The sequence below is a fragment of the Candidatus Pelagibacter sp. HIMB1509 genome (assembly GCF_052047855.1).
Classification (GTDB): domain Bacteria; phylum Pseudomonadota; class Alphaproteobacteria; order Pelagibacterales; family Pelagibacteraceae; genus Pelagibacter.
This window is the reverse complement of the sequence record NZ_JBNAIU010000001.1, coordinates 315488-336580: the sequence shown is the minus strand read 5'-3', so window position 1 is coordinate 336580 and position 21093 is coordinate 315488. Positions and strand designations below refer to the sequence as shown.

Sequence of the window (21093 nt, the reverse complement as noted above, 5' to 3'; positions counted from 1 at the left end):
ATGTCATACGCAGTAATAAAAACAGGTGGTAAACAGTACAAAGTTAAATCTGGTGAGATATTAAAAATTGAAAAATTACCAGATTCAAAGCCTGAGACTAAGATAGAATTTAATGAAATCCTAGCATATGGGGATGATAAAAATATTGAGGTTGGAACTCCTAATGTTGAAGGTGCTAAGGTAGAGGCAGATTTAATTAAAAATAGTAAAAATAGAACAATTCTAATTTTCAAAAAAAGAAGAAGACAAAATTCAAGAAGAAAAAATGGACACAGACAACAATTTTCTTTGATAAGAATTAACAAAATTTTTTCAAAAGATGGTAAAGTATTATCTGAAGCTGAAAAAATTAAACCAGCTCCCAAAAAAGAAGAAGTTAAGGAAGCTGCAAGTAAATAGTTATTAGGTAAATTATGGCAACAAAAAAAGCAGGTGGATCATCGAGAAACGGACGAGATAGTGCCGGTCGAAGACTTGGTGTTAAAAAATACGGTGGAGAAACTGTAATACCTGGAAATATAATTGTTAGACAAAGAGGAACAAAAATTTTTCCTGGCGAAAATGTTGGAATGGGAAAAGATCATTCAATTTTTTCTGTTATCAAAGGTAAAGTTGTATTCAAAAAATCTAAATTAGATAGAACTTACGTTTCAGTAAAACCCAATTAATAGTACAACCAAGAAAATGTTGTATTATGAAATTTCTCGATCAAGTTAAAATTTATATTAAGGCTGGAAACGGCGGTGACGGTTCACCAAGTTTTAGAAGAGAAAAGTATGTTGAGTTTGGGGGACCTGATGGAGGTGATGGAGGCAGGGGTGGTTCTATCATTTTAAAATCAGAAGAAAACTTAAACACTTTAATTGATTACAGATATCAACAACATCATAAAGCTCAGCGTGGAGAGAATGGTTCTGGTCAAAATCGAACAGGTAAAAGTGGTGATGATTTGGTTTTAAAAGTTCCTCTTGGAACCCAGGTATTTGAAGAAGATAACAAAACTCTATTATTTGATTTTAACAAAAAAGGAGAAGAGTACATTGCAGCTAATGGTGGCAAAGGTGGTTTGGGAAATACTAGATTTAAAAGTTCTACAAACAGAGCTCCAAGAAAATTTACGAAAGGAACTTTGGGAGAAGAGTTTACAATTTGGTTACAACTTAAAACAATAGCTGATATCGGAATTATTGGATTACCTAACGCAGGAAAATCAAGTTTGTTGGCAGCACTTACAAACGCAAATCCTAAAATTGCTAATTATAAATTTACAACACTTAATCCTAACTTAGGTGTTGCTAGCTATGATGATAAAGAAATCACAATAGCCGATATACCAGGATTAGTAGAAGGTGCCCATGAAGGTGTTGGACTTGGGATACAATTTTTAAAACATATAGAAAGATGCAAATCTTTATTACATTTAATTGATATTACCAATCTTGATCTTAAGGAATCTTATGATCAGGTTAAAAATGAACTTAAAAATTACAGTTCTAAAATGCTTGAAAAGAGAGAGTTAATTGTGTTTAACAAAATAGATTTAATTGATGAAGACACAGCTAAAGATGTAATTGATGATTTCTCTAAAGATAAAAATTGTGAGATAATGACTATGACAACTTTAAATAAAGAGTCGGTTTCAAAAATTAAGGCAAAATTATTATCCTATGTATCTTAAAAACTCCAAAATTATTGTTATTAAAATTGGTTCATCTTTATTAGTTGATGAAAATAAAAAAATTAGAAAAAAATGGCTTTCAAGCTTTGCGAGGGACATCAAAAAACTAAAAGATAAAAATCAAAAAATAGTCATTGTTAGTTCAGGTGCTATCGCTCTTGGATGTAAAAAAATGAATTTTAACAAAAAAAATATTAAGTTAGATAAAAGTCAAGCAATTGCCTCTATTGGCCAAATTGAACTAATGAATTTATTCTCTCAGACCTTCTCAAAATTCAAATTAAATATTTCACAAATTTTGCTAACTCTAGAAGATACAGAGAAGCGAAGAAGATCCTTAAATGCCAAAAGAACATTCGAAAATTTATTCGAACTTGGATTTATCCCAGTTGTTAATGAGAATGATACAATTGCAACAACTGAAATAAAATATGGAGATAATGATAGATTGGCATCTAGAGTAGCTCAAATTACAAACGCTGATACATTAATTTTACTTTCAGATGTAGATGGCCTTTTTACAAAAAATCCAAAAGTAAATAAAGACGCTAAACTAATAAAAATAGTAAATGATATAAACAAAGACTTAAAAGAAATTAATATCAAAGGAATTAATGAATATGGAAGTGGAGGAATGCAAACAAAAATTGAAGCTGCTAAAATTTGTCAATTAGCTGGCAGCAGTATGATTATTGCAAACGGACTGTATTCAAATCCTATTTCAAAAATTATTGAAAAAAATAATTGTACATGGTTCAGCCCAAAGGTCTCTAAACTTCATGCTAGAAAAAAATGGATAATTAGCTCAATTGCACCTAAAGGAAATATTGTAATTGATGATGGAGCCAAAAAAGCGTTAAAGCTTGGAAAAAGTTTACTAGCTGCAGGTATTAAAAATGTATCAGGAAGATTTAACAAAGGTGATCATATAAAGGTTTTAGATAAAAAAAATAATGAATGTGCTAGGGGTTTAAGTTCTTTTTCTTCTGATGAAGTAAAAAAAATTATGGGACACCATTCGAATGAAATTCAAAAATTACTTGGGTATGTTGCAAAATCTGAAGTTATTCATAAAGATGATATGGTAGAAGTATAAATGAATAATTATATGAATTTAATCGGTAAAAGAGCAAGAAAAGCAAGTCAATATAAAATAGACACAAAAGTTAAAAATAGTGTTTTAGCCTCCTATGCCAAAATGCTTAACGAAAACAAAGGTTTAATAATTAAAGAAAATACTAAAGATATTAATTACGCAAAAAAAATAGGATTAAAAGAAAATTTAATTAATAGACTTCATTTAAATGAGAAAAAAATAAACGACATCAGAAATTCTATTATTAGTATTATTAAATTTAAAGATCCCATTAATCATGTTCTAGAAAAGTGGAAAAGACCTAATGGATTAAATATTAGTAGAGTATCAATTCCAATAGGAGTTATTGGTGTAATTTATGAAAGTAGGCCAAATGTTACATCAGATGTTGCGGGTTTATGTTTCAAATCAGGTAATGCAGTAATCTTAAGAGGAGGTTCTGAGGCAATCAATTCAAATAAAATTTTATCAAAACTATTTAGAAAAGCGCTCAAAAAAAATAAAGTAGATGAAAACTTTATACAATTTATAGAATCTAAAAACAGAAAGATGGTTGATGTAATGCTTTCCAAAATGAAAGAATATATTGATGTTATAATCCCACGTGGTGGAAAAAATCTTGTAAGAAAAGTTCAAGAACTTTCTAAGGTTCCTATAATTGGTCATCTTGAGGGTATTTGTCATACATATGTCGACAAAGATGCTGAATTAAAGATGGCAAATAGAGTTGTTACTAACGCAAAATTAAGAAACACCAGCATATGTGGGGCGACCGAAACCATTATTCTACATAAAAATATTGTTAAAAAATTTAGCAATACAATCCTGAGTAATTTAGAAAAAAATGGTTGTAAAATTTATGGAGAAAAGACTTTGGCTAAATTTTATAAAGGTAAAATTTTTAAAGCTACTGAAAAAGATTGGTCTACAGAATATTTAAGCTCAGCAGTTTCCGTTAAAATAGTAAACAACCTCAGTGAAGCTATAAATCATATTAATAAGTATGGAACAATGCATACAGACTCAATAATTACAAAAAACAAAAAAACAGCTAATCAATTTCTAAAAGAGGTCAAAAGCTCTATTGCTATGCATAACACTTCAACTCAATTTGCAGATGGAGGTGAATTTGGGTTTGGAGGAGAAGTTGGAATTTCTACCAATGTACTACCACCGAGAGGGCCTGTAGGACTTAATCAACTTGTTTCATACAAGTATCAAATTACAAGTAACGGTAAAATAAGAAATTAATTTGAAATCAAATAAGACAAAAATAGGAATTTTAGGAGGATCATTTGATCCTGCTCATAAAGGTCATCTAGCAATTTCAAAAGAAGCAAAAAAAAGATTTGAGCTTAAAAACATTATTTGGGCAATCACAAAAAAAAATCCATTTAAAAACGAGAGCAAAACCTCAGTTACTGAAAGAATAAAATTCTGTAAAAAAATTATTGGTAAAAATTCATTTATAAAAGTGAGATTTTACGAAAATAAAATTAATTCAAATAAAACAATCGATTTAATTAATCATTTGAAAAAAAATAAAAATATTGAAATCTATTTTTTAATGGGAGCAGATAACTTAATAAATTTTCACAAATGGTATAAATCAAAATCTATTTCACAAAAATGTAATATTTTAGTTTTCGATAGACATGGCTATAAAAAAAACTCATTAAAATCAAAGACATTTAGGGCTCTCGGTAATACCACCCTCAAATTCATAGAGTTTAATAAAGTCAACATTTCATCTTCTCAATTAAGAAAAATTTGATAGTCTAAATTTAATTAATGGATAAAATTTCAGATCTCAAAGAAATTGTAATCACCACATTAGATCTTAACAAAGCTGAAGACATAGTAACTATTGATCTAAAAGATAAAAGTTCGATGGCAGATTATATGATAATAGCAAGCGGTACATCATCTAGACATATACAGTCTTTATCTGAACAAGTGTTAGAAAAGCTTAAAGATAATGGAATTAAAGACTCTAAAATTGAAGGTAAAGAAAGTGGTGAATGGAAATTGGTAGACGGTATAGATCTAATCGTTCATATTTTTCATCCAGAGAAAAGAAAATTTTATGAATTAGAAAAAATCTGGTCAGAATTTATTCCTAAAGAAAAAGTAATGATATGAAAATAATCAAATATTGCTCAATTATTTTTTTATCATTTTTTTATTTAAGTTCAGCAAACTCTTCTGAAGTAGATATTTACAAAAAGATAGATTTATTTGGCGAGGTTTTAGAAAAAATAAATAGAGAATATATTGATGAGATCAATCAATCTGAAAGCATGGACTCTGCTATCAATGGCTTACTTCAATCTTTAGACCCTTATTCCTCTTATATGTCTCCTGAAATTCTGGAGGAAATGCAAACTGAAACTAGCGGTGAATTTGGTGGCCTAGGAATTGAGGTAAGTATGGAAGCAGGAGTTGTTAAAGTTATTTCACCTATTGATGACACACCAGCGTCAAAAGCTGGATTAAAAGCTGGTGATTACATTGTGAAAATTAATGATACCCAAGTTCAAGGGAAATCTCTAAGTGAGGCTGTTGATTTAATGCGAGGCCCAGTAGGTTCAAGTATAGAATTAACAGTTAGACGAAGAGGAGAAAAAAAAGCACTAACATTTAATATCACTAGAGAGATAATTGAAATTCAATCAGTTAAGTCAGAGTTATTAGAAGAAAATATCGGCTATATTAGATTAACTTCATTTAATGAAAACAGTAGTGATCAAATAGAAAAACAAATAAAGAAATTAAAAAAAAATAAAAATCTTAATTCATTTATTTTGGATTTAAGAAATAATCCAGGTGGATTACTAAACCAAGCAATAAGAATATCTGATTTCTTTTTAGAAAATGGTGAAATTGTCTCCACTAAAAGTAGAAAAAAATCTGATAATAGAAAATGGTTTGCAAAAAAAGGAGACATAACTGACGGAAAAACATTATTAGTACTGATAAATTATGGATCAGCTTCAGCATCAGAAATTGTTGCAGGAGCTTTAAAAGATCACAAAAGAGCAATTGTTGTAGGTGAAAACAGTTATGGCAAAGGTTCAGTTCAATCTATTATTCCTCTTAAAAATAGAGGCGCAATACGATTAACTGTTGCAAAATATTATCTTCCATCTGGAAAATCTATATCTGAGGTTGGTGTACGTCCAGACATTGAAGTGAATGAAGAAGGTGATAATTTTAAAATAAGAACTGAAACTGATAATCAATTAAATTACGCAATTAAATTACTCAACGGATAAAATGAAAAAAGATTTGTATAATCTTCCACTAAGAAGTGGAGTTGGAATTGTTGTGTTAAATAATGATAACAAAGTATTTGTTGCCAAAAGAATAGATAACCCCAAAAATTTTTGGCAAATGCCCCAAGGCGGTGTGGATGAAGGTGAGGATTTTTTAAAAGCTGCTTACAGGGAATTAGAAGAGGAAACTAGTATTAAGAGTGTCGAATTGATTAAAGAATTAGACGGGACTATAACTTATGAACTTCCAGATAGATTGCTTGGTTTGATTTGGAAAGGAAAGTACAGAGGTCAAAAACAAAAATGGTTTTTAATGAGATTTGTTGGGTCAGATAGTGAAATAAATATCAAAACTAAACACCCTGAGTTTTTAGAGTGGAAATGGGTAGAGCTAGATAAAATTACAGATTTAGTGGTTGATTTTAAACTACACGTGTACAAAGAAGTTAAAGATAAAGTAAAAAAAATTCTTAATTAAGAGTTTTTAAAACTTCAATTTTTTGATCTACTAAATATTTAGCTTGATCATTAATATCTGACTTTCCAGCCTCTTGTTCAGCTTTTTTCAGTAAATCCTGTTGAACAGATTTATCCATATCAGACAAATTATAAATTGAGCTAGTTAGAATAGATAAATTATTATTTTTAAACTCTACTATACCATCCTCAACATAATAATTTTCATCACCAGATTTTGAACTTACTTTGATAATACCTGGTTTTAAAAATGAGATAATTGAAATATGATCTTTTAATATCCCCATTTCTCCCTCAAAAGCAGGTACTACTACTTCCGATACATCTTCTTTGACCAAAAAAGATTTTTCAGGATTTACTATCTCAATTTTAAATTCTTCGCTCATTAAGCTGCAGCTTCTTTTTCCATTTTTTGAGCTTTTTCAATAGCCTCTTCAATTGTACCGACCATGTAAAAAGCTGCTTCTGGTAAGTGATCATATTCACCCTTACAGATTGCATCAAATCCTTTGATTGTAGATTCAAGATCAACTAATTTTCCTGGTGAACCTGTAAATACTTCCGCAACAAAGAATGGTTGAGATAAAAATCTTTGAATCTTTCTTGCTCTTGCTACAACTAATTTATCTTCCTCAGATAATTCATCCATACCAAGGATAGCAATAATATCCTGAAGTGATTTATAAGATTGTAAAATCCTTTGTACATCTCTCGCAACTCTATAGTGCTCATCACCAACTATTCTTGGATCTAAAATTCTTGAAGTAGAATCTAATGGGTCTACTGCAGGATAAATACCAATTTCAGCTATTTGTCTTGAAAGTACAGTAGTAGCATCCAAGTGAGCAAATGATGTTGCAGGCGCTGGATCAGTCAAGTCATCAGCTGGAACATAAATCGCTTGCACAGAAGTAATTGATCCTTTGTTTGTTGTTGTAATTCTTTCTTGAAGATTACCCATATCAGTGGCTAATGTAGGCTGATATCCTACAGCTGAAGGAATTCTACCTAATAAAGCAGATACCTCTGAACCAGCTTGAGTAAATCTAAAAATATTATCAACGAAGAATAAAACGTCTTGTCCTTCTTGATCTCTAAAATATTCTGCAACTGTTAATCCAGTTAAAGCAACTCTTGCTCTTGCTCCTGGGGGTTCATTCATTTGTCCATAAACCAGTGCAGCTTTAGAACCAGGGCCATCTTGCTTAATTACTCCAGATTCCATCATCTCATGGTAAAGATCATTTCCTTCTCTAGTTCTTTCTCCAACTCCAGCAAAAACTGAAAATCCACCATGTGCTTTTGCAACATTGTTAATCAATTCCATAATCAAAACTGTCTTACCAACACCAGCACCTCCGAATAGTCCAATTTTTCCTCCTTTGGCATATGGCGCTAATAAGTCGATAACTTTAATACCAGTAACTAATATTTCAGTTTCAGTTGATTGATCATTAAATTCAGGCGCAGCTCTGTGAATAGGCCAGCTTTCTTTAGTTTTAACCTCACCTCTTTCGTCAATTGGCTCACCAATTACATTAATAATTCTACCTAGTGTTTCTGGTCCAACAGGTACCTGGATAGGAGCATTCGTATTTACAACTTCATCTCCTCTTTTCAATCCTTCAGTAGCATCCATTGCGATAGTTCTTACAGTAGTTTCTCCTAAGTGCTGAGCAACCTCTAAAACCAATCTATTGTCACCATTTTTACATTCTAATGCTGTTAAAATTTCCGGTAATTCTCCCTCAAATTTTACGTCTACTACCGCTCCAATAACTTGTGTGATTATTCCTTTGCTCATAATTATAAACTTTCTGCTCCTGATATGATTTCTATTAGTTCTTTAGTAATTGCTGCCTGACGACTTCTATTATATTCGATAGTAAGTTTGTCAACCATTTCACCTGCGTTTCGGGTTGCATTATCCATTGCACTCATTCTGGATCCTTGTTCGCTAGCTGAATTCTCTAACATTGCCTTAAATATTTGCGTTGAAATATTTTTTGGCAACAAATTGCTTAAAATTTCATCTTCATCTGGTTCAAATTCGTAACTTTCATCTGAACTATTTTCACTTTCCTCATCATTTAAAGGAATTATTTGTTGAGCCTGTGGGATTTGTGTAATTACATTTTTAAATTTATTGTAAAAAATTGTACAAACATCAAATTCACCTGCTTCAAATTTTTCAATAATAATTTTTCCTACCTTATCTGCATCAAAATAATTTGCATTTTTCGACTCTTTAAATGAAATATTTTCAATTATTTTATCACCATAAATTCTCTTAAGCTGGTCATTGCCTTTTGAACCTACAGTGATAATTTTAAGCTCTTTATTCTCATCTAAAATTTTAGAAAAGTAACTTTTTGCTTTCTTAATTATGTTGGAATTAAACCCACCACATAGACCTCTATCTGATGTCATAACAACACAAAGATGAACTTTGTCTTGTCCTGTACCAGCTAATAACTTTGGTGCATTTTCTTTATCTGAAATTCCACTAGAAAGGTTTAAAATTACATTGTTCATTTTTTCTGAATAAGGTCGTCCTTTTTCAGCACTTTCTTGTGCTTTTCTTAATTTTGCAGCTGCAACCATTTTCATAGCCTTAGTAATCTTTTGTGTAGATTTTACACTAGCTATTCTTTTTTTTAGGTCGTCTAAACTTGCCATATCAAATTAAGATTTAAGGGTTTCCTTTAATTGAGTAATCAGTTCAACTAATAACTTTTCTTTATCCTCTTCAAGTTTTCCTGAACTTTGTATCGACTCAATAATCTCAGGTTTTTCTGATTTACATTTCTCAATGATCTTACTTTCAAAACCTGCAACATCTTTTAAATCGATATCATCAAGATATCCTTTAACACCACAGAAAACTGAAATTACTTGTTCAGCAACTGTCATTGGAGAATATTGCTTTTGTTTTAAAAGCTCAGTTAATTTTGATCCTCTATTCAATAACTGCTGAGTAGAAGCATCTAAATCTGAACCAAATTGAGCAAATGCTGCCATCTCTCTATATTGAGCAAGCTCAAGTTTCATGGATCCTGAAACTTTTTTCATCGCTTTAGTTTGTGCAGATGAGCCTACCCTTGAAACTGATAAACCAACGTTAATTGCAGGTCTTATTCCTTGGTTGAATAATTCAGTTTCTAAGAAAATCTGACCATCCGTAATTGAAATTACATTTGTTGGAATAAATGCAGATACGTCTCCACCTTGAGTTTCAATAATTGGAAGTGCTGTTAAAGATCCTCCGCCATGTTCATCACTCAATTTTGCAGCTCTTTCTAATAATCTACTGTGTAAATAGAATACATCTCCTGGATAAGCCTCACGTCCTGGAGGTCTTCTAAGTAAAAGTGACATTTGTCTGTAAGCAACTGCTTGTTTTGATAAATCATCATAAATAATCAACGCGTGCATTCCATTATCTCTGAAATATTCACCCATAGCACAACCAGTATATGGAGCTAAAAACTGAAGTGGTGCCGAGTCTGATGCTGTTGCAGCAACAATTGTTGTGTATTCCATTGCACCAGCTTCCTCTAAAGTTTTTTGAATTTGTCTAACAGTTGATCTTTTCTGACCTACAGCAACATAAATACAATATAATTTTTGTTTTTCATCGCCTGATTCATTGATCTTTTTTTGGTTTATGATTGCATCAACTGCAACAGCAGTTTTTCCTGTTTGTCTATCACCAATGATTAATTCCCTTTGTCCTCTTCCGATTGGAACCAAACTATCAATTGATTTTAAACCTGTTTGCATTGGTTCATTAACTGATTGTCTAGGGATAATTCCAGGAGCCTTAACCTCTACTCTGCTCTTTTGTACACTTTTATCTAATGCACCCTTGCCATCAATTGGATTTCCTAAACCATCTACTACTCTACCTAGTAACTCTTTTCCAACTGGCGTATCAACAATTTTTCCAGTTCTTTTTACAACATCACCTTCTTTAACATTTCTGTCATCACCAAAAATTACAACACCAACGTTTTCGCTCTCTAAGTTTAGGGCCATACCTTTAGAGCCATCAGAAAATTCAACCATCTCTCCAGCCTGAACATTGTCAAGACCGTAAATTCTAGCGATACCATCACCAACTGATAAAACCTGACCTACCTCAGTAACCTCTGCTTTATCTCCAAAATTTTTTATTTGTTCTTTTAATATTTTTGTAACTTCTGAAGGATTTATTTCCATTTATGCCTCTATCATTCTATTTTCGATTTGTTGTAATTTACTTTTAATTGAGGTGTCAACCATAGTACTCCCTACCTGTACTACTAAACCTCCTATTAAACTTTCATCATGTTTGTAGTTTAATTTTATTTTTGAACTAAAGTTTTTAGTTAATTCTTCCGTAATTTGTTTAATTTCTTCATTAGATAATTGTTTAGCAGATCTTAATTCGGCTTTTAGTTCTCCCCTTTTTTCTGAACAGATCTCGATGAAACTTTTAAGAATTCTTTCTACAAAAAAGAACCTTCTCTTTTGAATTAAAAAACTTAAAAAATTTTTTAACAATTGATCAAATTTATAATTTTCTGAGATTGTATTAACTACTTTTAATAAATCATCTTGGCTTGTAGTTGGATCTTTTATTAAATTTGAAAAATCTTGGCTTTGTTCTAGCAATTTTAGAACTGAGAGTGACTGCTCTTCTATCTGGGATGTAACATTGCTTTCAGTAGATAATTCATAAAGCGCAAGTGAATACCTTTCTGCTGAAGTAATTGAAAATCCTGTGTCTTTGCTCAACTTGATACCTCTAAAATGTTGAAGATTATTTAAAAATCACGCTCTAATTAGCATATGACCTTTATGTCTTCAAGTGACTGATTGACGAAAAAGTCCTCTTTTTTGGGCCTAATTGAAGTTAATTGGATCAACATCAACTGAAAGTTTTATTCCTTTTGGAAATTTGTATTTTGGAACTGATTTTGCAATAGCATTTTGCAGTTTCATAGATTTTGAGCCTCTAATTAAAAATCTGACTCTAAAATTTCTTTTTAGTCTAAATATAGGAGCTTCAACTGGACCTAATATATTCCCCTCGATATTGTTTTCTAAATAATTTTTAAAGTCATAAGCCTCTTTTTCTAATTTTTTTTGATTTTCACCAGTCATAATCAGAGAAATAAATCTTTGATAAGGTGGAAGTTTATTTTTTTTTCTAATTTCCAGTTCTCTTTTTAAAAATATATCAGGATTTTTATTTGTAATTTCTAAAATCATATTTTTATTATTGTTATAGGTTTGAAAATATACTGTTGCAGGTTTTCCTGTTCTTCCAGCTCTTCCTGATAACTGATGATATAACTGCAAATTTTTTTCAGCTCCTCTTAAATCATTTCCGTTAGCTGATAAATCAATATCAACAACAACAATGCAATTTAAACTTGGAAAGTGAAATCCTTTAGAAATTAATTGTGTACCAACTAATATCTCGGTTTGATTATTTATAATTCTTTCTAATTTGCTTGATGAGTCTTTTTTATTCATTGTATCACTTGAAAAAATTTCAACTTCCTTATTAGGAAATTTTTTTTTAACTTCCTCAGATATCCTCTCTACACCAGGTCCACTAAAGACAAAATTACATTCACCCTCTTTTGAGCAATCTCTTTTTAAATCAGTTTTAAAACCACAATAGTGACATAATAAATTATTTTTATTTTTATGATAAACAAGGTTGATAGTACAATTTGGACAAGAATAGCTAGTTAAACAATTTTTGCACAACGCATGAGGTGAAAAACCTCTTCTATTTAAAAAAAATAAAACCTGATCTTTTCTCTCAAGGTGAAAATTTACTTTTTCAATTATTTTATCTGATAACCAAGATTGTTTTTCAAGTTTAGTTTTATTAAGATCTATAATTTCATAATTTGGTAATGAAGCATTTTTATACCTCTCTGTAAGTCTTGATAAAGAATATTTTCCTTTTTGAATATTTTCAAAAGTTTCAATTGATGGAACAGCTGTTACTAAATTAACTGGTATATTTTCAAATGAAGCTCTAGAAATTGCCATATCTCGTGCGTTATAAGTTACACCTTCATCTTGTTTAAATGATTGATCATGCTCTTCATCTACAATTATCATACCTAGATTTTTAAAAGGTAAAAATAATGATGATCTTGCTCCTATAATTACTTTAACTTCTCCATTTGATATTCCACTCCAAATTAATTCTTTCTTTTTTTTTGAAACTCCTGAGTGCCACACAGCCGCATTAAAACCAAAATATTCATTAAATTTTTTTTCAAATTGACCTGTTAAACCTATTTCAGGTAACAAAATTAACCCCTGATATCCTTGTTTTATAAGGTTTTTTAAAGCTTCAAAATACACAAGAGTTTTACCTGATCCTGTTGTTCCTTGTAACACATGTACTCTAAAATTTTGGTTAGTGCTTACCATTTCCTCATATGCTTTGATTTGATCTTTGGTTAATTTTATAGATGTATTTTTAATCTCACTTTTAAAATTATTATAAGAACTTAGCTCCTTATTTTCTATTGCATGACTACTTAATAAAATAAGCTTTAGAGCCATTCCTTTTGGAATAATATTGTACTCTGAAAACCAGTTTAAAAATTTAATAGTATTTTTTTTTAGAGGAGTCACATCTAACTTCCTCAAAACTTTTTTTATTTTAAACGTTTTGTTGCTATTTTTTTCAAATTCATCCCAAACTACACCTGTAATTTTTGATTTACCAAAAGGAACTTCCACATAGTCTCCCAATTCGAGATCAATACTACTTTCATAAGTAAATGGATGATCAAAAATATTAGGTAAAAGAATCGGAAATTTCATATTTTTATAATATGAAAAAAAATTAAGAGTGTATTGCTCTTTTATCTACTGATAATGCAGCTTCTTTAACTGCTTCTGAAAAAGTTGGGTGGGCATGACATGTTCTTGCTATATCTTCTGAACTTGCACCAAATTCCATAGCTACACCTATTTCAGCGATTAACTCTCCTGCATGAGGACCTATAATATGAGCTCCTAATACTTTGTCTGTTTGCTCATCTGCTAATATTTTTACAAATCCCTCAGCATCATCAATTGCTTTAGCTCTAGAATTTGCCATAAATGAAAATTTACCAACTTTATACTTTTGATTAAGTTCTTTTAATTGTTCTTCTGTTTTTCCTATAGATGCAACTTCTGGAGTAGTATACACAACACCAGGTATTGTATCATAATTAACATGTCCAGATTGTCCTGCAATATTTTCTGCAACTGCAATTCCTTCATCTTCAGCTTTATGAGCAAGCATTGGTCCTACTATTACATCGCCAATAGCAAAAATATTTTCGACATTTGTTTTAAAAGTTTTGTCAGTTTTTATTCTTTTTCTTTCATCTAAATCAATTCCTACTGCATCTAAATTTAGTCCATCCGTATTTGGCTTTCTTCCAACAGAAATTAATACCACATCACATTCAAAATTATTTTTATTGCCATCTTTATCTACTGTTGAAACAACTGCTCCGTTGTTATTTTTCTGAATTGTTTCAACTTTGTTTTGCATATTAAATTTAATACCTTGTTTTTTTAAAATTTTCATAAACTCAGACGAAATTTCTTTATCCATTCCAGGTGTAATATGATCTAAGAATTCTACAACCTGAACTTCCGAACCTAATCTTGACCAAACTGAACCCATCTCTAAACCAATGTAGCCACCTCCAACCACGACCATTTTATTTGGTACTTTTTCTAATTTTAAGGCCCCTGTAGAGGAAACAATTACTTTTTCATCAATATCAATTCCAGGTAATGAAACTGGTACAGATCCGGTTGCTATTACTGTTTTTTCTGATTCAATAATTGTCTCATTATTCTTATCATCTTTAATTAAGATTTGATTTTTTGATTTAAAGCTTCCGTGACCCTTAAAATAAGTAACTTTGTTTTTTTTTAAAAGAAATTCAACACCTTTGGTCAATATTGTTACAGCTTTATCTTTACTTTTCATCATCTTTTCAAGATTAAGTTTCACCTCACCTATCTCGATACCCTTATTGGATAAATTTTTTACTTTATGAAATTCTTCAGAGAGATTTAATAAACTTTTTGATGGTATACAGCCAACATTTAAGCAAGTTCCACCTAGTGAACCTCTAGACTCTATGCATGCTGTTTTCAAACCTAATTGTGCAAGCCTAATTGCACAAACATAACCACCAGGCCCTCCTCCAATAACTACAGCTTGAAATTTTTCCGACATTTAAATATCCAAAAATAATCTTCTAGGATCTTCTAGATTTTCTTTAATCATTTTTAAGAAAGAAACAGATTCTTTGCCATCAATAATTCTGTGATCATAAGAAAGAGCTAAATACATGATAGGTCTTATTTTTATTTCACCTTCTACTACCACAGGGCGCTCTACAATGTTGTGCATACCTAGAACACCTGATTGAGGTAAGTTTAGAATTGGAGTTGATAACATTGATCCATACACACCACCATTACTGATAGTAAATGTTCCTCCTTGTAAATCTTCAATTGTTAATTTTCCATCTCTAGCTTTTTCAGAAATATCTTTGATATTTTTTTCAATATCTGCAAATGAAAGCTCATCTGCATTTCTTAAAACTGGAACAACTAAACCTTTATCCGTACCTACAGCAAAACTAATATTATAATAGTTTTTATATATAATTTCATCGCCATCAATTTCAGCATTAACAGCAGGGAAATGTTTCAAGGCCACTACACATGCTTTAACAAAGAATGACATGAAGCCTAATTTAATTCCATATCTACTTTGAAAGTCTTGTTGATTTTCTTTTCTCATTTCCATTATATTTGTCATGTCAACTTCGTTAAAAGTTGTAAGTAATGCAGCATTTTCTTGAGCTTGTTTTAATCTCTTAGCAATTGTCTGTCTTAGTCTGGTCATTTTAATTCGTTCTTCTTGACCATATTGAATTTTTCTCTCTGATGGTTTTGGATTTGCTCCCATTAGACCAATTAAATCTCCTTTTAAAACCTGACCATTTTTTCCTGAACCTTGAACTGAATTAACATCAATATTATTTTCAGTAACAATTTTTCTGACAGCAGGAGACAAAGTATCATTTTTATTATCTATTACTGGCGCTGGTTTTGGTGCTACTTCCTCAGTCAAAACTAAGGGCTTAGGTTTTTGAATTTCTGTTTTTTTATCTTCAAAAATTTCTGGTTCTTTTTTATTTGTATCTAATTTTATTACATTGTTTTCAGGAGGAGCTTCTTCAACTTGTTTGGGTTCCTCTTTTTTTTCAGTTGGTATCACTTTTGCTGAACCATTTTCTGAAACAGAACCTAATAAAGCTCCAACTTCCACTGTGGAGCCATCTTGTGAATTAATTTCTGTTAAAACACCAGTTATTGGTGATGGGACTTCTAAATTAACTTTGTCAGTTTCAAGTTCTACAATTGGTTCATCAGCTTCAACTGCATCTCCAGTTTTTTTTAACCATTTTGCAACCGTTGCTTCTGTAATACTCTCACCAAGTACTGGAACTACTATTTTTTCACTCATTATAATTTAATCAAACACCTTATTAATTATTTCTTGTTGCTGAGAATTATGCCTCTTTGCATATCCAGTTGCTGGAGTTGCATCAGGGCTTCTTCCTATATAAGAAATTTCATTATATTTAGCCTTTAAAGTATCTAATGTCCATTGAATATAATCTCTCACTGAAAACCATGCTCCCATATTCTTTGGCTCTTCTTGACACCAAAAGAATTTAGCATTTTTGGCATAAGGTTTAAGTTCGTTTACTAAAGCTTTTGCTGGGAAAGGATAAAGTTGTTCTATTCTAAACATAATTACATCATCTCTTTTTAATTTTTCTCTAGCGTCAAGTAAGTCAAAGTAAACTTTGCCTGAGCACAAAATAACTTTTTTAATCTCAGAGCTTTCTTTAAGTTTAATAAAACCATTTGATTTTGGATCGATCGCATGATCCCACAAAACTCTATGGAAAGTATTTTGTTTGTTAAAATCCTCTAAGTTAGAAACACAGTATTTATTTCTGAGTAATGACTTTGGAGTCATTATAATTAGTGGTTTTCTAAAATCTCTATGCATTTGACGTCTTAATGCATGATAATAATTGGCTGGAGTTGTACAATTCATAACTTGCATATTGTCGTTTGAACATAACTGTAAAAATCTTTCTAATCTAGCAGATGAATGTTCAGGACCTTGACCTTCGTATCCATGAGGTAACAACATTACAAGGCCTGATGCTCTATTCCATTTTCTCTCACCTGATGCTATAAACTGATCAATCACAACTTGAGCTCCATTTGCAAAATCTCCAAATTGAGCTTCCCAAATTGTTAGAGTGTTTGGTTCAACTAAACTGTAACCATATTCGAAACCTAAAACTGCAAGTTCAGATAAAAAACTATCTACTACTTCAAATTGTTTTTGACCTTTGACAATATTATTTAATGGAATATATCTCGAATTATCAATTTGATTTCTTAGTACAGAATGTCTTTGACTAAAAGTTCCTCTACCAGAGTCTTGTCCAACTAAACGAACTGGATATCCTTCAACTAACAAAGATCCAAACGCAAGAGCTTCTGCTGAAGACCAATCAATTCCCACTCCTTTTTCAATCGAGTCTCTTCTCGCATTTAATATTTTACTAATAGTTTTATGAATATTTTTTTCTGATGGTACTGTATTTATTTTTTTTGAAATTATTTTTAATTTCTCCTCATCAAAACCTGATATTCCTCTTTTATCTTTTCCTTTCTCAGGTTTATATCTTGACCATGTACCCTCAAACCATTCTATTTTAGGCTTGTAGTCTTTTGCACTTTTATATTGATCATCTAATAAATCTTTAAATGATTTAACATTTTGGTTTAATAATTCTTGAGTAATTGATTTTTCATTAACCAGTTTATTCCCATAAATTTTATATACACTTGGGTGAGATTTAATTTTTTGATACATCAATGGCTGAGTAAATGATGGCTCATCTCCCTCATTATGACCAAACCTTCTGTAACAAATTAAATCTACTACAACGTCTCTATTAAATTTTAATCTGAATTCTGTAGCTATTCTGGTAGCATAAACAACTGCCTCTGGATCGTCTCCATTAACATGTAAAATTGGAGCCTCAACCATTTTTGCAACATCAGAAGGATAAGGTGACGATCTTGCAAATCGAGGACTCGTTGTAAAACCAATTTGATTATTTACAATTATATGAATAGTTCCACCAGTGTTATGTCCTGGTAGACCTGACATAGCAAAACATTCTGCTACCACACCCTGACCAGCAAATGCAGCATCACCATGAATTAGTATTGGGATAACTTTGTTTCTCTCTTTGTCTTTATGAAAAAATTGTTTTGCTCTAGTTTGTCCTAAAACGACAGGATTTACTGCTTCAAGGTGAGATGGATTATCTGTCAAACTAACATGAACAGAATTTCCATCAAATTGTCTGTCAGAAGATGCACCAAGATGATATTTTACATCTCCAGCACTATCCTCAGAGTCATCACTATATTCACCAGCAAATTCATTAAATATTCTTTTATAAGATTTTTGTAAAACGTTAGCCAAAACATTTAGTCTGCCTCTATGAGACATTCCAATTTTAACCTCTTTAATTTGTTGTTGACCACCAATTTTAATTATTTGCTCAAGTGCAGGAATTAAACTTTCTCCTCCATCTAATCCAAATCTTTTTGTACCAACATACTTAGTTGCTAAAAATTTTTCAAAACCTTCTGCTTGAACTAATTTATTTAGAATTGCTTCCTTACCATTTTTAGTAAACTGAAGAGCTTTATCATCTTGCTCAATTCTATCTCTAAACCATTTTCTTTCATCAGGATTAGAAATGTGCATAAACTCATAACCTATTTTTCCACAATAGGTTTTTTTCATAAATTTTAAAATTTCTTTAATATTGGCATACTTTTTATTTATCACGCCGTTTAAGAAAATTTTTCTTTCATAGTTTTCTTTCTTAAAACCATAAAACTCCGGATGAAGTTCATCTAAATATTCGGACTCTCTCATTCCCAAAGGATCAAGATCAGCTAACAAATGCCCCCTTAATCTGTAAGCTCTGATTAACGCAACTGCACTTATTGAATCTTTGTTAGAATCTGCAAGTAATTGAAAATTAAATTTTTCTGAAGTATCTATTTTTTCATTATTTAAATTAGTAATTTCATTTTCATCTATTTTCTTTTGAAGCTCATCAATATTTATTTTGGTCTTTTCTGGTCCCCATGACGGTCCATTTATTTCATTAGCAATTACTTTTATTTCATCACCGATTCCTTCAAAATAATTTAACCAACTTTCAGGGAGATCTTTATCTTTGTTAATAAATTTTAAGTACATTTGCTCAATGAATGCACTATTTGATTTATGTAAAAATGAATTTTTTTCGAAATCGAGATTTTTTGATGATGACATCTTATTTATTTAATATATCCCTCTAAAAAATATTTTTCAATTAGACAGTTTATCAAATAAAGTTTTACCAATTATTGATGGTGATTTTGCGACTGTAATTCCACATTCTTCCATTTTTTTTATTTTATCCTCTGCACCACCTTTACCTCCAGAAATAATTGCACCTGCATGCCCCATTCTTCTCCCTGGTGGCGCGGTAATTCCAGCTATAAATCCAACTGTTGGTTTTTTAATCTTATGGTTTTTCAAAAATTCTGCAGCTTCCTCTTCAGCAGAACCTCCTATCTCTCCAATCATTAAAATTGATTGTGTCTCTTCATCATTTAAAAACAGATCTAAACAATCTATAAAATTTGTACCATTTATAGGATCTCCTCCAATTCCAATACATGTTGATTGCCCTAATCCATTTTCAGTTGTTTGAGCAACTGCTTCGTAGGTTAAAGTTCCAGATCTAGATACAATTCCAACTGAACCTCTTTTATGAATATTACCAGGCATAATTCCAATTTTACATTCATCAGGAGTTATAATTCCTGGACAATTTGGACCTATAAGTCTGCTATTAGACCCATCTAATTTTTTTCTAACCTTAAGCATATCTTGAATTGGAATACCTTCAGTAATGCAAACAATTAATTCAACAGATGCATCGATAGCTTCTATTATTGCTGCCGCAGCAAATTTTGCAGGCACATAAATCATAGTGGCATCTGCCCCAACTGCATCTTTAGCTTCAGCTACAGAATTAAATACGGGTCTATCTAAATGCTTTTGACCTCCCTTTTTAGGAGTAACACCTCCTACTAAATTTGTTCCATATTTTATTGCTTGCTCTGAATGGAAAGTTCCATGTGCACCTGTAAAACCCTGACAAATTACTTTAGTTTCTTTGTTAACTAAAACTGACATTTATTTAATAGCCTCAACAATTTTCTTAGCAGCATCATCTAAATTCTCTGCTGAAATTAATTTTAAACCCGAATTATCTAAAATTTCTTTTCCCTCTTTAAAATTTGTCCCTGCGAGTCGAACTACCAAAGGTACACTAATATTAATTTCTTTTGCAGCGTCCACTACTCCTTGTGCAAGCACATCACATCTCATTATTCCCCCAAAAATATTTATCAAAATTCCCTTAACATTTTTATCTGAAAGAATAATTTTAAATGCTGCAGAAACTTTTTCTTTTGAGGCTCCACCTCCTACATCTAAGAAATTAGCTGGCTCTTTACCATATAATTTGATGATATCCATAGTTGCCATTGCTAGACCTGCACCATTAACCATACATCCAATACTTCCATCTAACTTAATATAAGCTAAATCATGTTTGCTGGCTTCAATCTCAGTTGGATCTTCTTCATTCAGATCTCTTAATTCTAGTATTTCAGGGTGTCTAAATAATGCGTTAGAGTCGAAATTAACTTTCGCATCTAAACAAACAATTTTTCCCTCTTTTGTTAAAATTAAAGGATTTACCTCAACCATATTTGCATCTGTACTAATAAACATTTTATAAATCGATTTGATTAATGAAATTGCTTGATCTTTTGCATCACTCTTTAAATCAAAAATTTTAATTACTGACTCACAATCTGCATCTGATATTTCTTCAGCTATATCAACTTTAGTTGTAATAATTTTTTCTGGATTTGAGCTTGCTACTTCTTCAATATCCATTCCACCTTGATCACTTGAAATAAATGCAATCTTTGAGCTCGCTCTATCAACTAAACATGATAAATAGAATTCTTTTTCTATATTAGAGGATTCTTCAACATATAATCGCTTAACTTCTCTTCCTTCTGGTCCAGTTTGATGAGTTACAAGTGTTTTTCCAAGCAACTCATTTGCTGAATTTTTTAATTCCTCAAGTGTATTAAGAATTTTAACTCCTCCAGCTTTACCTCTACCACCAGCGTGAATTTGAGCCTTTAAAACATACTTTTTAGTTTTTAAATTTTTTGCTTTTTCAATCAAGTCATCAACACTTGTTGAAAAAAATCCTGCTGGAACTATTGCTCCATATTTCTTTAAAATTTCTTTTGCTTGGTGCTCGTGAATGTTCATT

At 31.0% G+C, this 21093-nt stretch carries 20 protein-coding genes; 9 read left to right on the top strand and 11 right to left on the bottom strand.

The genetic code is table 11. The annotated features are described in order from the left end of the window. Genes rplU through ACTTBO_RS01700 form a run of 9 tightly spaced genes read left to right on the top strand, consistent with a single transcriptional unit; the run spans position 1 to position 6527 of the window. Positions 1-399 (top strand): 50S ribosomal protein L21, encoded by a 399-nt coding sequence (gene rplU, locus ACTTBO_RS01740; protein WP_440633072.1) that lies wholly within the window; start codon positions 1-3, stop codon positions 397-399. Between the two features lie 14 nt (positions 400-413). Beyond that, positions 414-668, top strand: a complete 255-nt coding sequence (gene rpmA, locus ACTTBO_RS01735) for a 50S ribosomal protein L27 (RefSeq protein WP_075506491.1) — start codon at positions 414-416, stop codon at positions 666-668. 26 nt (positions 669-694) lie between these two features. Next, complete coding sequence (gene cgtA / locus ACTTBO_RS01730; RefSeq protein ID WP_262589877.1) at positions 695-1678, top strand: Obg family GTPase CgtA; 984 nt, start codon at positions 695-697, stop codon at positions 1676-1678. Continuing rightward, positions 1668-2774, top strand: coding sequence for a glutamate 5-kinase (gene proB, locus ACTTBO_RS01725; protein WP_440655979.1), 1107 nt, complete (start codon positions 1668-1670; stop codon positions 2772-2774). The genes cgtA and proB overlap by 11 nt, the downstream gene beginning before the upstream one ends. Next, a complete protein-coding gene (locus tag ACTTBO_RS01720; RefSeq protein WP_440655977.1) occupies positions 2775-4025 on the top strand; it encodes a glutamate-5-semialdehyde dehydrogenase in 1251 nt (416 codons plus the stop codon). Further along, positions 4021-4548: a nicotinate (nicotinamide) nucleotide adenylyltransferase gene (nadD, locus tag ACTTBO_RS01715; RefSeq protein ID WP_440657124.1), complete on the top strand. Its 528-nt coding sequence runs from the start codon at positions 4021-4023 to the stop codon at positions 4546-4548. The genes ACTTBO_RS01720 and nadD overlap by 5 nt, the downstream gene beginning before the upstream one ends. A gap of 17 nt (positions 4549-4565) precedes the next feature. Further along, positions 4566-4916, top strand: a complete 351-nt coding sequence (rsfS, locus tag ACTTBO_RS01710; RefSeq protein WP_075506496.1) for a ribosome silencing factor — start codon at positions 4566-4568, stop codon at positions 4914-4916. Continuing rightward, on the top strand, positions 4913-6049 hold the full coding sequence (locus ACTTBO_RS01705) for a S41 family peptidase (protein ID WP_440655975.1): 1137 nt from the start codon (positions 4913-4915) through the stop codon (positions 6047-6049). Before rsfS ends, ACTTBO_RS01705 begins: the two co-directional genes overlap by 4 nt. 1 nt (position 6050) lies before the next feature. Beyond that, a complete protein-coding gene (locus tag ACTTBO_RS01700) occupies positions 6051-6527 on the top strand; it encodes an RNA pyrophosphohydrolase (RefSeq protein ID WP_440655973.1) in 477 nt (158 codons plus the stop codon). Here the strand turns inward: ACTTBO_RS01700 and atpC are convergent. From atpC to sucC, 11 genes are all read right to left on the bottom strand, one after another. Then, positions 6520-6912 carry an ATP synthase F1 subunit epsilon gene (atpC, locus tag ACTTBO_RS01695; RefSeq protein WP_440655972.1) on the bottom strand — a complete coding sequence of 131 codons (393 nt, stop codon included), beginning with the start codon at positions 6910-6912 and terminating at the stop codon, positions 6520-6522. The two genes, ACTTBO_RS01700 and atpC, sit on opposite strands and share 8 nt — an antisense overlap. Continuing rightward, entirely contained in the window at positions 6912-8330 is a 1419-nt protein-coding gene (gene atpD, locus ACTTBO_RS01690; protein ID WP_262589885.1) for a F0F1 ATP synthase subunit beta, read from the bottom strand. Before atpD ends, atpC begins: the two co-directional genes overlap by 1 nt. 2 nt (positions 8331-8332) lie before the next feature. Further along, positions 8333-9205: a F0F1 ATP synthase subunit gamma gene (locus ACTTBO_RS01685; RefSeq protein ID WP_440655971.1), complete on the bottom strand. Its 873-nt coding sequence runs from the start codon at positions 9203-9205 to the stop codon at positions 8333-8335. A gap of 6 nt (positions 9206-9211) precedes the next feature. Beyond that, complete coding sequence (atpA, locus tag ACTTBO_RS01680) at positions 9212-10747, bottom strand: F0F1 ATP synthase subunit alpha (RefSeq protein WP_262589886.1); 1536 nt, start codon at positions 10745-10747, stop codon at positions 9212-9214. Further along, positions 10748-11305: an ATP synthase F1 subunit delta gene (atpH, locus tag ACTTBO_RS01675; protein ID WP_075506074.1), complete on the bottom strand. Its 558-nt coding sequence runs from the start codon at positions 11303-11305 to the stop codon at positions 10748-10750. It lies immediately after the preceding gene. 108 nt (positions 11306-11413) lie between these two features. Beyond that, complete coding sequence (gene priA / locus ACTTBO_RS01670; RefSeq protein ID WP_440655970.1) at positions 11414-13369, bottom strand: replication restart helicase PriA; 1956 nt, start codon at positions 13367-13369, stop codon at positions 11414-11416. Positions 13370-13391: 22 nt separating this feature from the next. After that, positions 13392-14792: a dihydrolipoyl dehydrogenase gene (gene lpdA / locus ACTTBO_RS01665; protein ID WP_262589889.1), complete on the bottom strand. Its 1401-nt coding sequence runs from the start codon at positions 14790-14792 to the stop codon at positions 13392-13394. Continuing rightward, positions 14793-16094: a 2-oxoglutarate dehydrogenase complex dihydrolipoyllysine-residue succinyltransferase gene (odhB, locus tag ACTTBO_RS01660; protein WP_262589891.1), complete on the bottom strand. Its 1302-nt coding sequence runs from the start codon at positions 16092-16094 to the stop codon at positions 14793-14795. A gap of 6 nt (positions 16095-16100) precedes the next feature. Next, positions 16101-19019, bottom strand: a complete 2919-nt coding sequence (locus ACTTBO_RS01655) for a 2-oxoglutarate dehydrogenase E1 component (RefSeq protein WP_075506078.1) — start codon at positions 19017-19019, stop codon at positions 16101-16103. Positions 19020-19055: 36 nt separating this feature from the next. Continuing rightward, complete coding sequence (sucD, locus tag ACTTBO_RS01650; RefSeq protein WP_075506079.1) at positions 19056-19931, bottom strand: succinate--CoA ligase subunit alpha; 876 nt, start codon at positions 19929-19931, stop codon at positions 19056-19058. Beyond that, a complete protein-coding gene (gene sucC / locus ACTTBO_RS01645; RefSeq protein ID WP_440655968.1) occupies positions 19932-21092 on the bottom strand; it encodes an ADP-forming succinate--CoA ligase subunit beta in 1161 nt (386 codons plus the stop codon). Between the last annotated feature and the right edge of the window lies 1 nt (position 21093).

What these genes read in the sequence shown, in the direction of transcription:
- priA (WP_440655970.1), bottom strand. Translation starts at nt 13,369, where the DNA reads ATGAAATTTCCGATTCTTTTACCTAATATTTTTGATCATCCATTTACT.
- proB (WP_440655979.1), top strand. Translation starts at nt 1,668, where the DNA reads ATGTATCTTAAAAACTCCAAAATTATTGTTATTAAAATTGGTTCATCT.
- odhB (WP_262589891.1), bottom strand. Translation starts at nt 16,094, where the DNA reads ATGAGTGAAAAAATAGTAGTTCCAGTACTTGGTGAGAGTATTACAGAA.
- ACTTBO_RS01705 (WP_440655975.1), top strand. Translation starts at nt 4,913, where the DNA reads ATGAAAATAATCAAATATTGCTCAATTATTTTTTTATCATTTTTTTAT.
- atpA (WP_262589886.1), bottom strand. Translation starts at nt 10,747, where the DNA reads ATGGAAATAAATCCTTCAGAAGTTACAAAAATATTAAAAGAACAAATA.
- ACTTBO_RS01700 (WP_440655973.1), top strand. Translation starts at nt 6,051, where the DNA reads ATGAAAAAAGATTTGTATAATCTTCCACTAAGAAGTGGAGTTGGAATT.
- sucD (WP_075506079.1), bottom strand. Translation starts at nt 19,931, where the DNA reads ATGTCAGTTTTAGTTAACAAAGAAACTAAAGTAATTTGTCAGGGTTTT.
- rpmA (WP_075506491.1), top strand. Translation starts at nt 414, where the DNA reads ATGGCAACAAAAAAAGCAGGTGGATCATCGAGAAACGGACGAGATAGT.
- atpD (WP_262589885.1), bottom strand. Translation starts at nt 8,330, where the DNA reads ATGAGCAAAGGAATAATCACACAAGTTATTGGAGCGGTAGTAGACGTA.
- atpC (WP_440655972.1), bottom strand. Translation starts at nt 6,912, where the DNA reads ATGAGCGAAGAATTTAAAATTGAGATAGTAAATCCTGAAAAATCTTTT.
- lpdA (WP_262589889.1), bottom strand. Translation starts at nt 14,792, where the DNA reads ATGTCGGAAAAATTTCAAGCTGTAGTTATTGGAGGAGGGCCTGGTGGT.
- ACTTBO_RS01655 (WP_075506078.1), bottom strand. Translation starts at nt 19,019, where the DNA reads ATGTCATCATCAAAAAATCTCGATTTCGAAAAAAATTCATTTTTACAT.
- cgtA (WP_262589877.1), top strand. Translation starts at nt 695, where the DNA reads ATGAAATTTCTCGATCAAGTTAAAATTTATATTAAGGCTGGAAACGGC.
- sucC (WP_440655968.1), bottom strand. Translation starts at nt 21,092, where the DNA reads ATGAACATTCACGAGCACCAAGCAAAAGAAATTTTAAAGAAATATGGA.
- rsfS (WP_075506496.1), top strand. Translation starts at nt 4,566, where the DNA reads ATGGATAAAATTTCAGATCTCAAAGAAATTGTAATCACCACATTAGAT.
- rplU (WP_440633072.1), top strand. Translation starts at nt 1, where the DNA reads ATGTCATACGCAGTAATAAAAACAGGTGGTAAACAGTACAAAGTTAAA.
- ACTTBO_RS01720 (WP_440655977.1), top strand. Translation starts at nt 2,775, where the DNA reads ATGAATAATTATATGAATTTAATCGGTAAAAGAGCAAGAAAAGCAAGT.
- ACTTBO_RS01685 (WP_440655971.1), bottom strand. Translation starts at nt 9,205, where the DNA reads ATGGCAAGTTTAGACGACCTAAAAAAAAGAATAGCTAGTGTAAAATCT.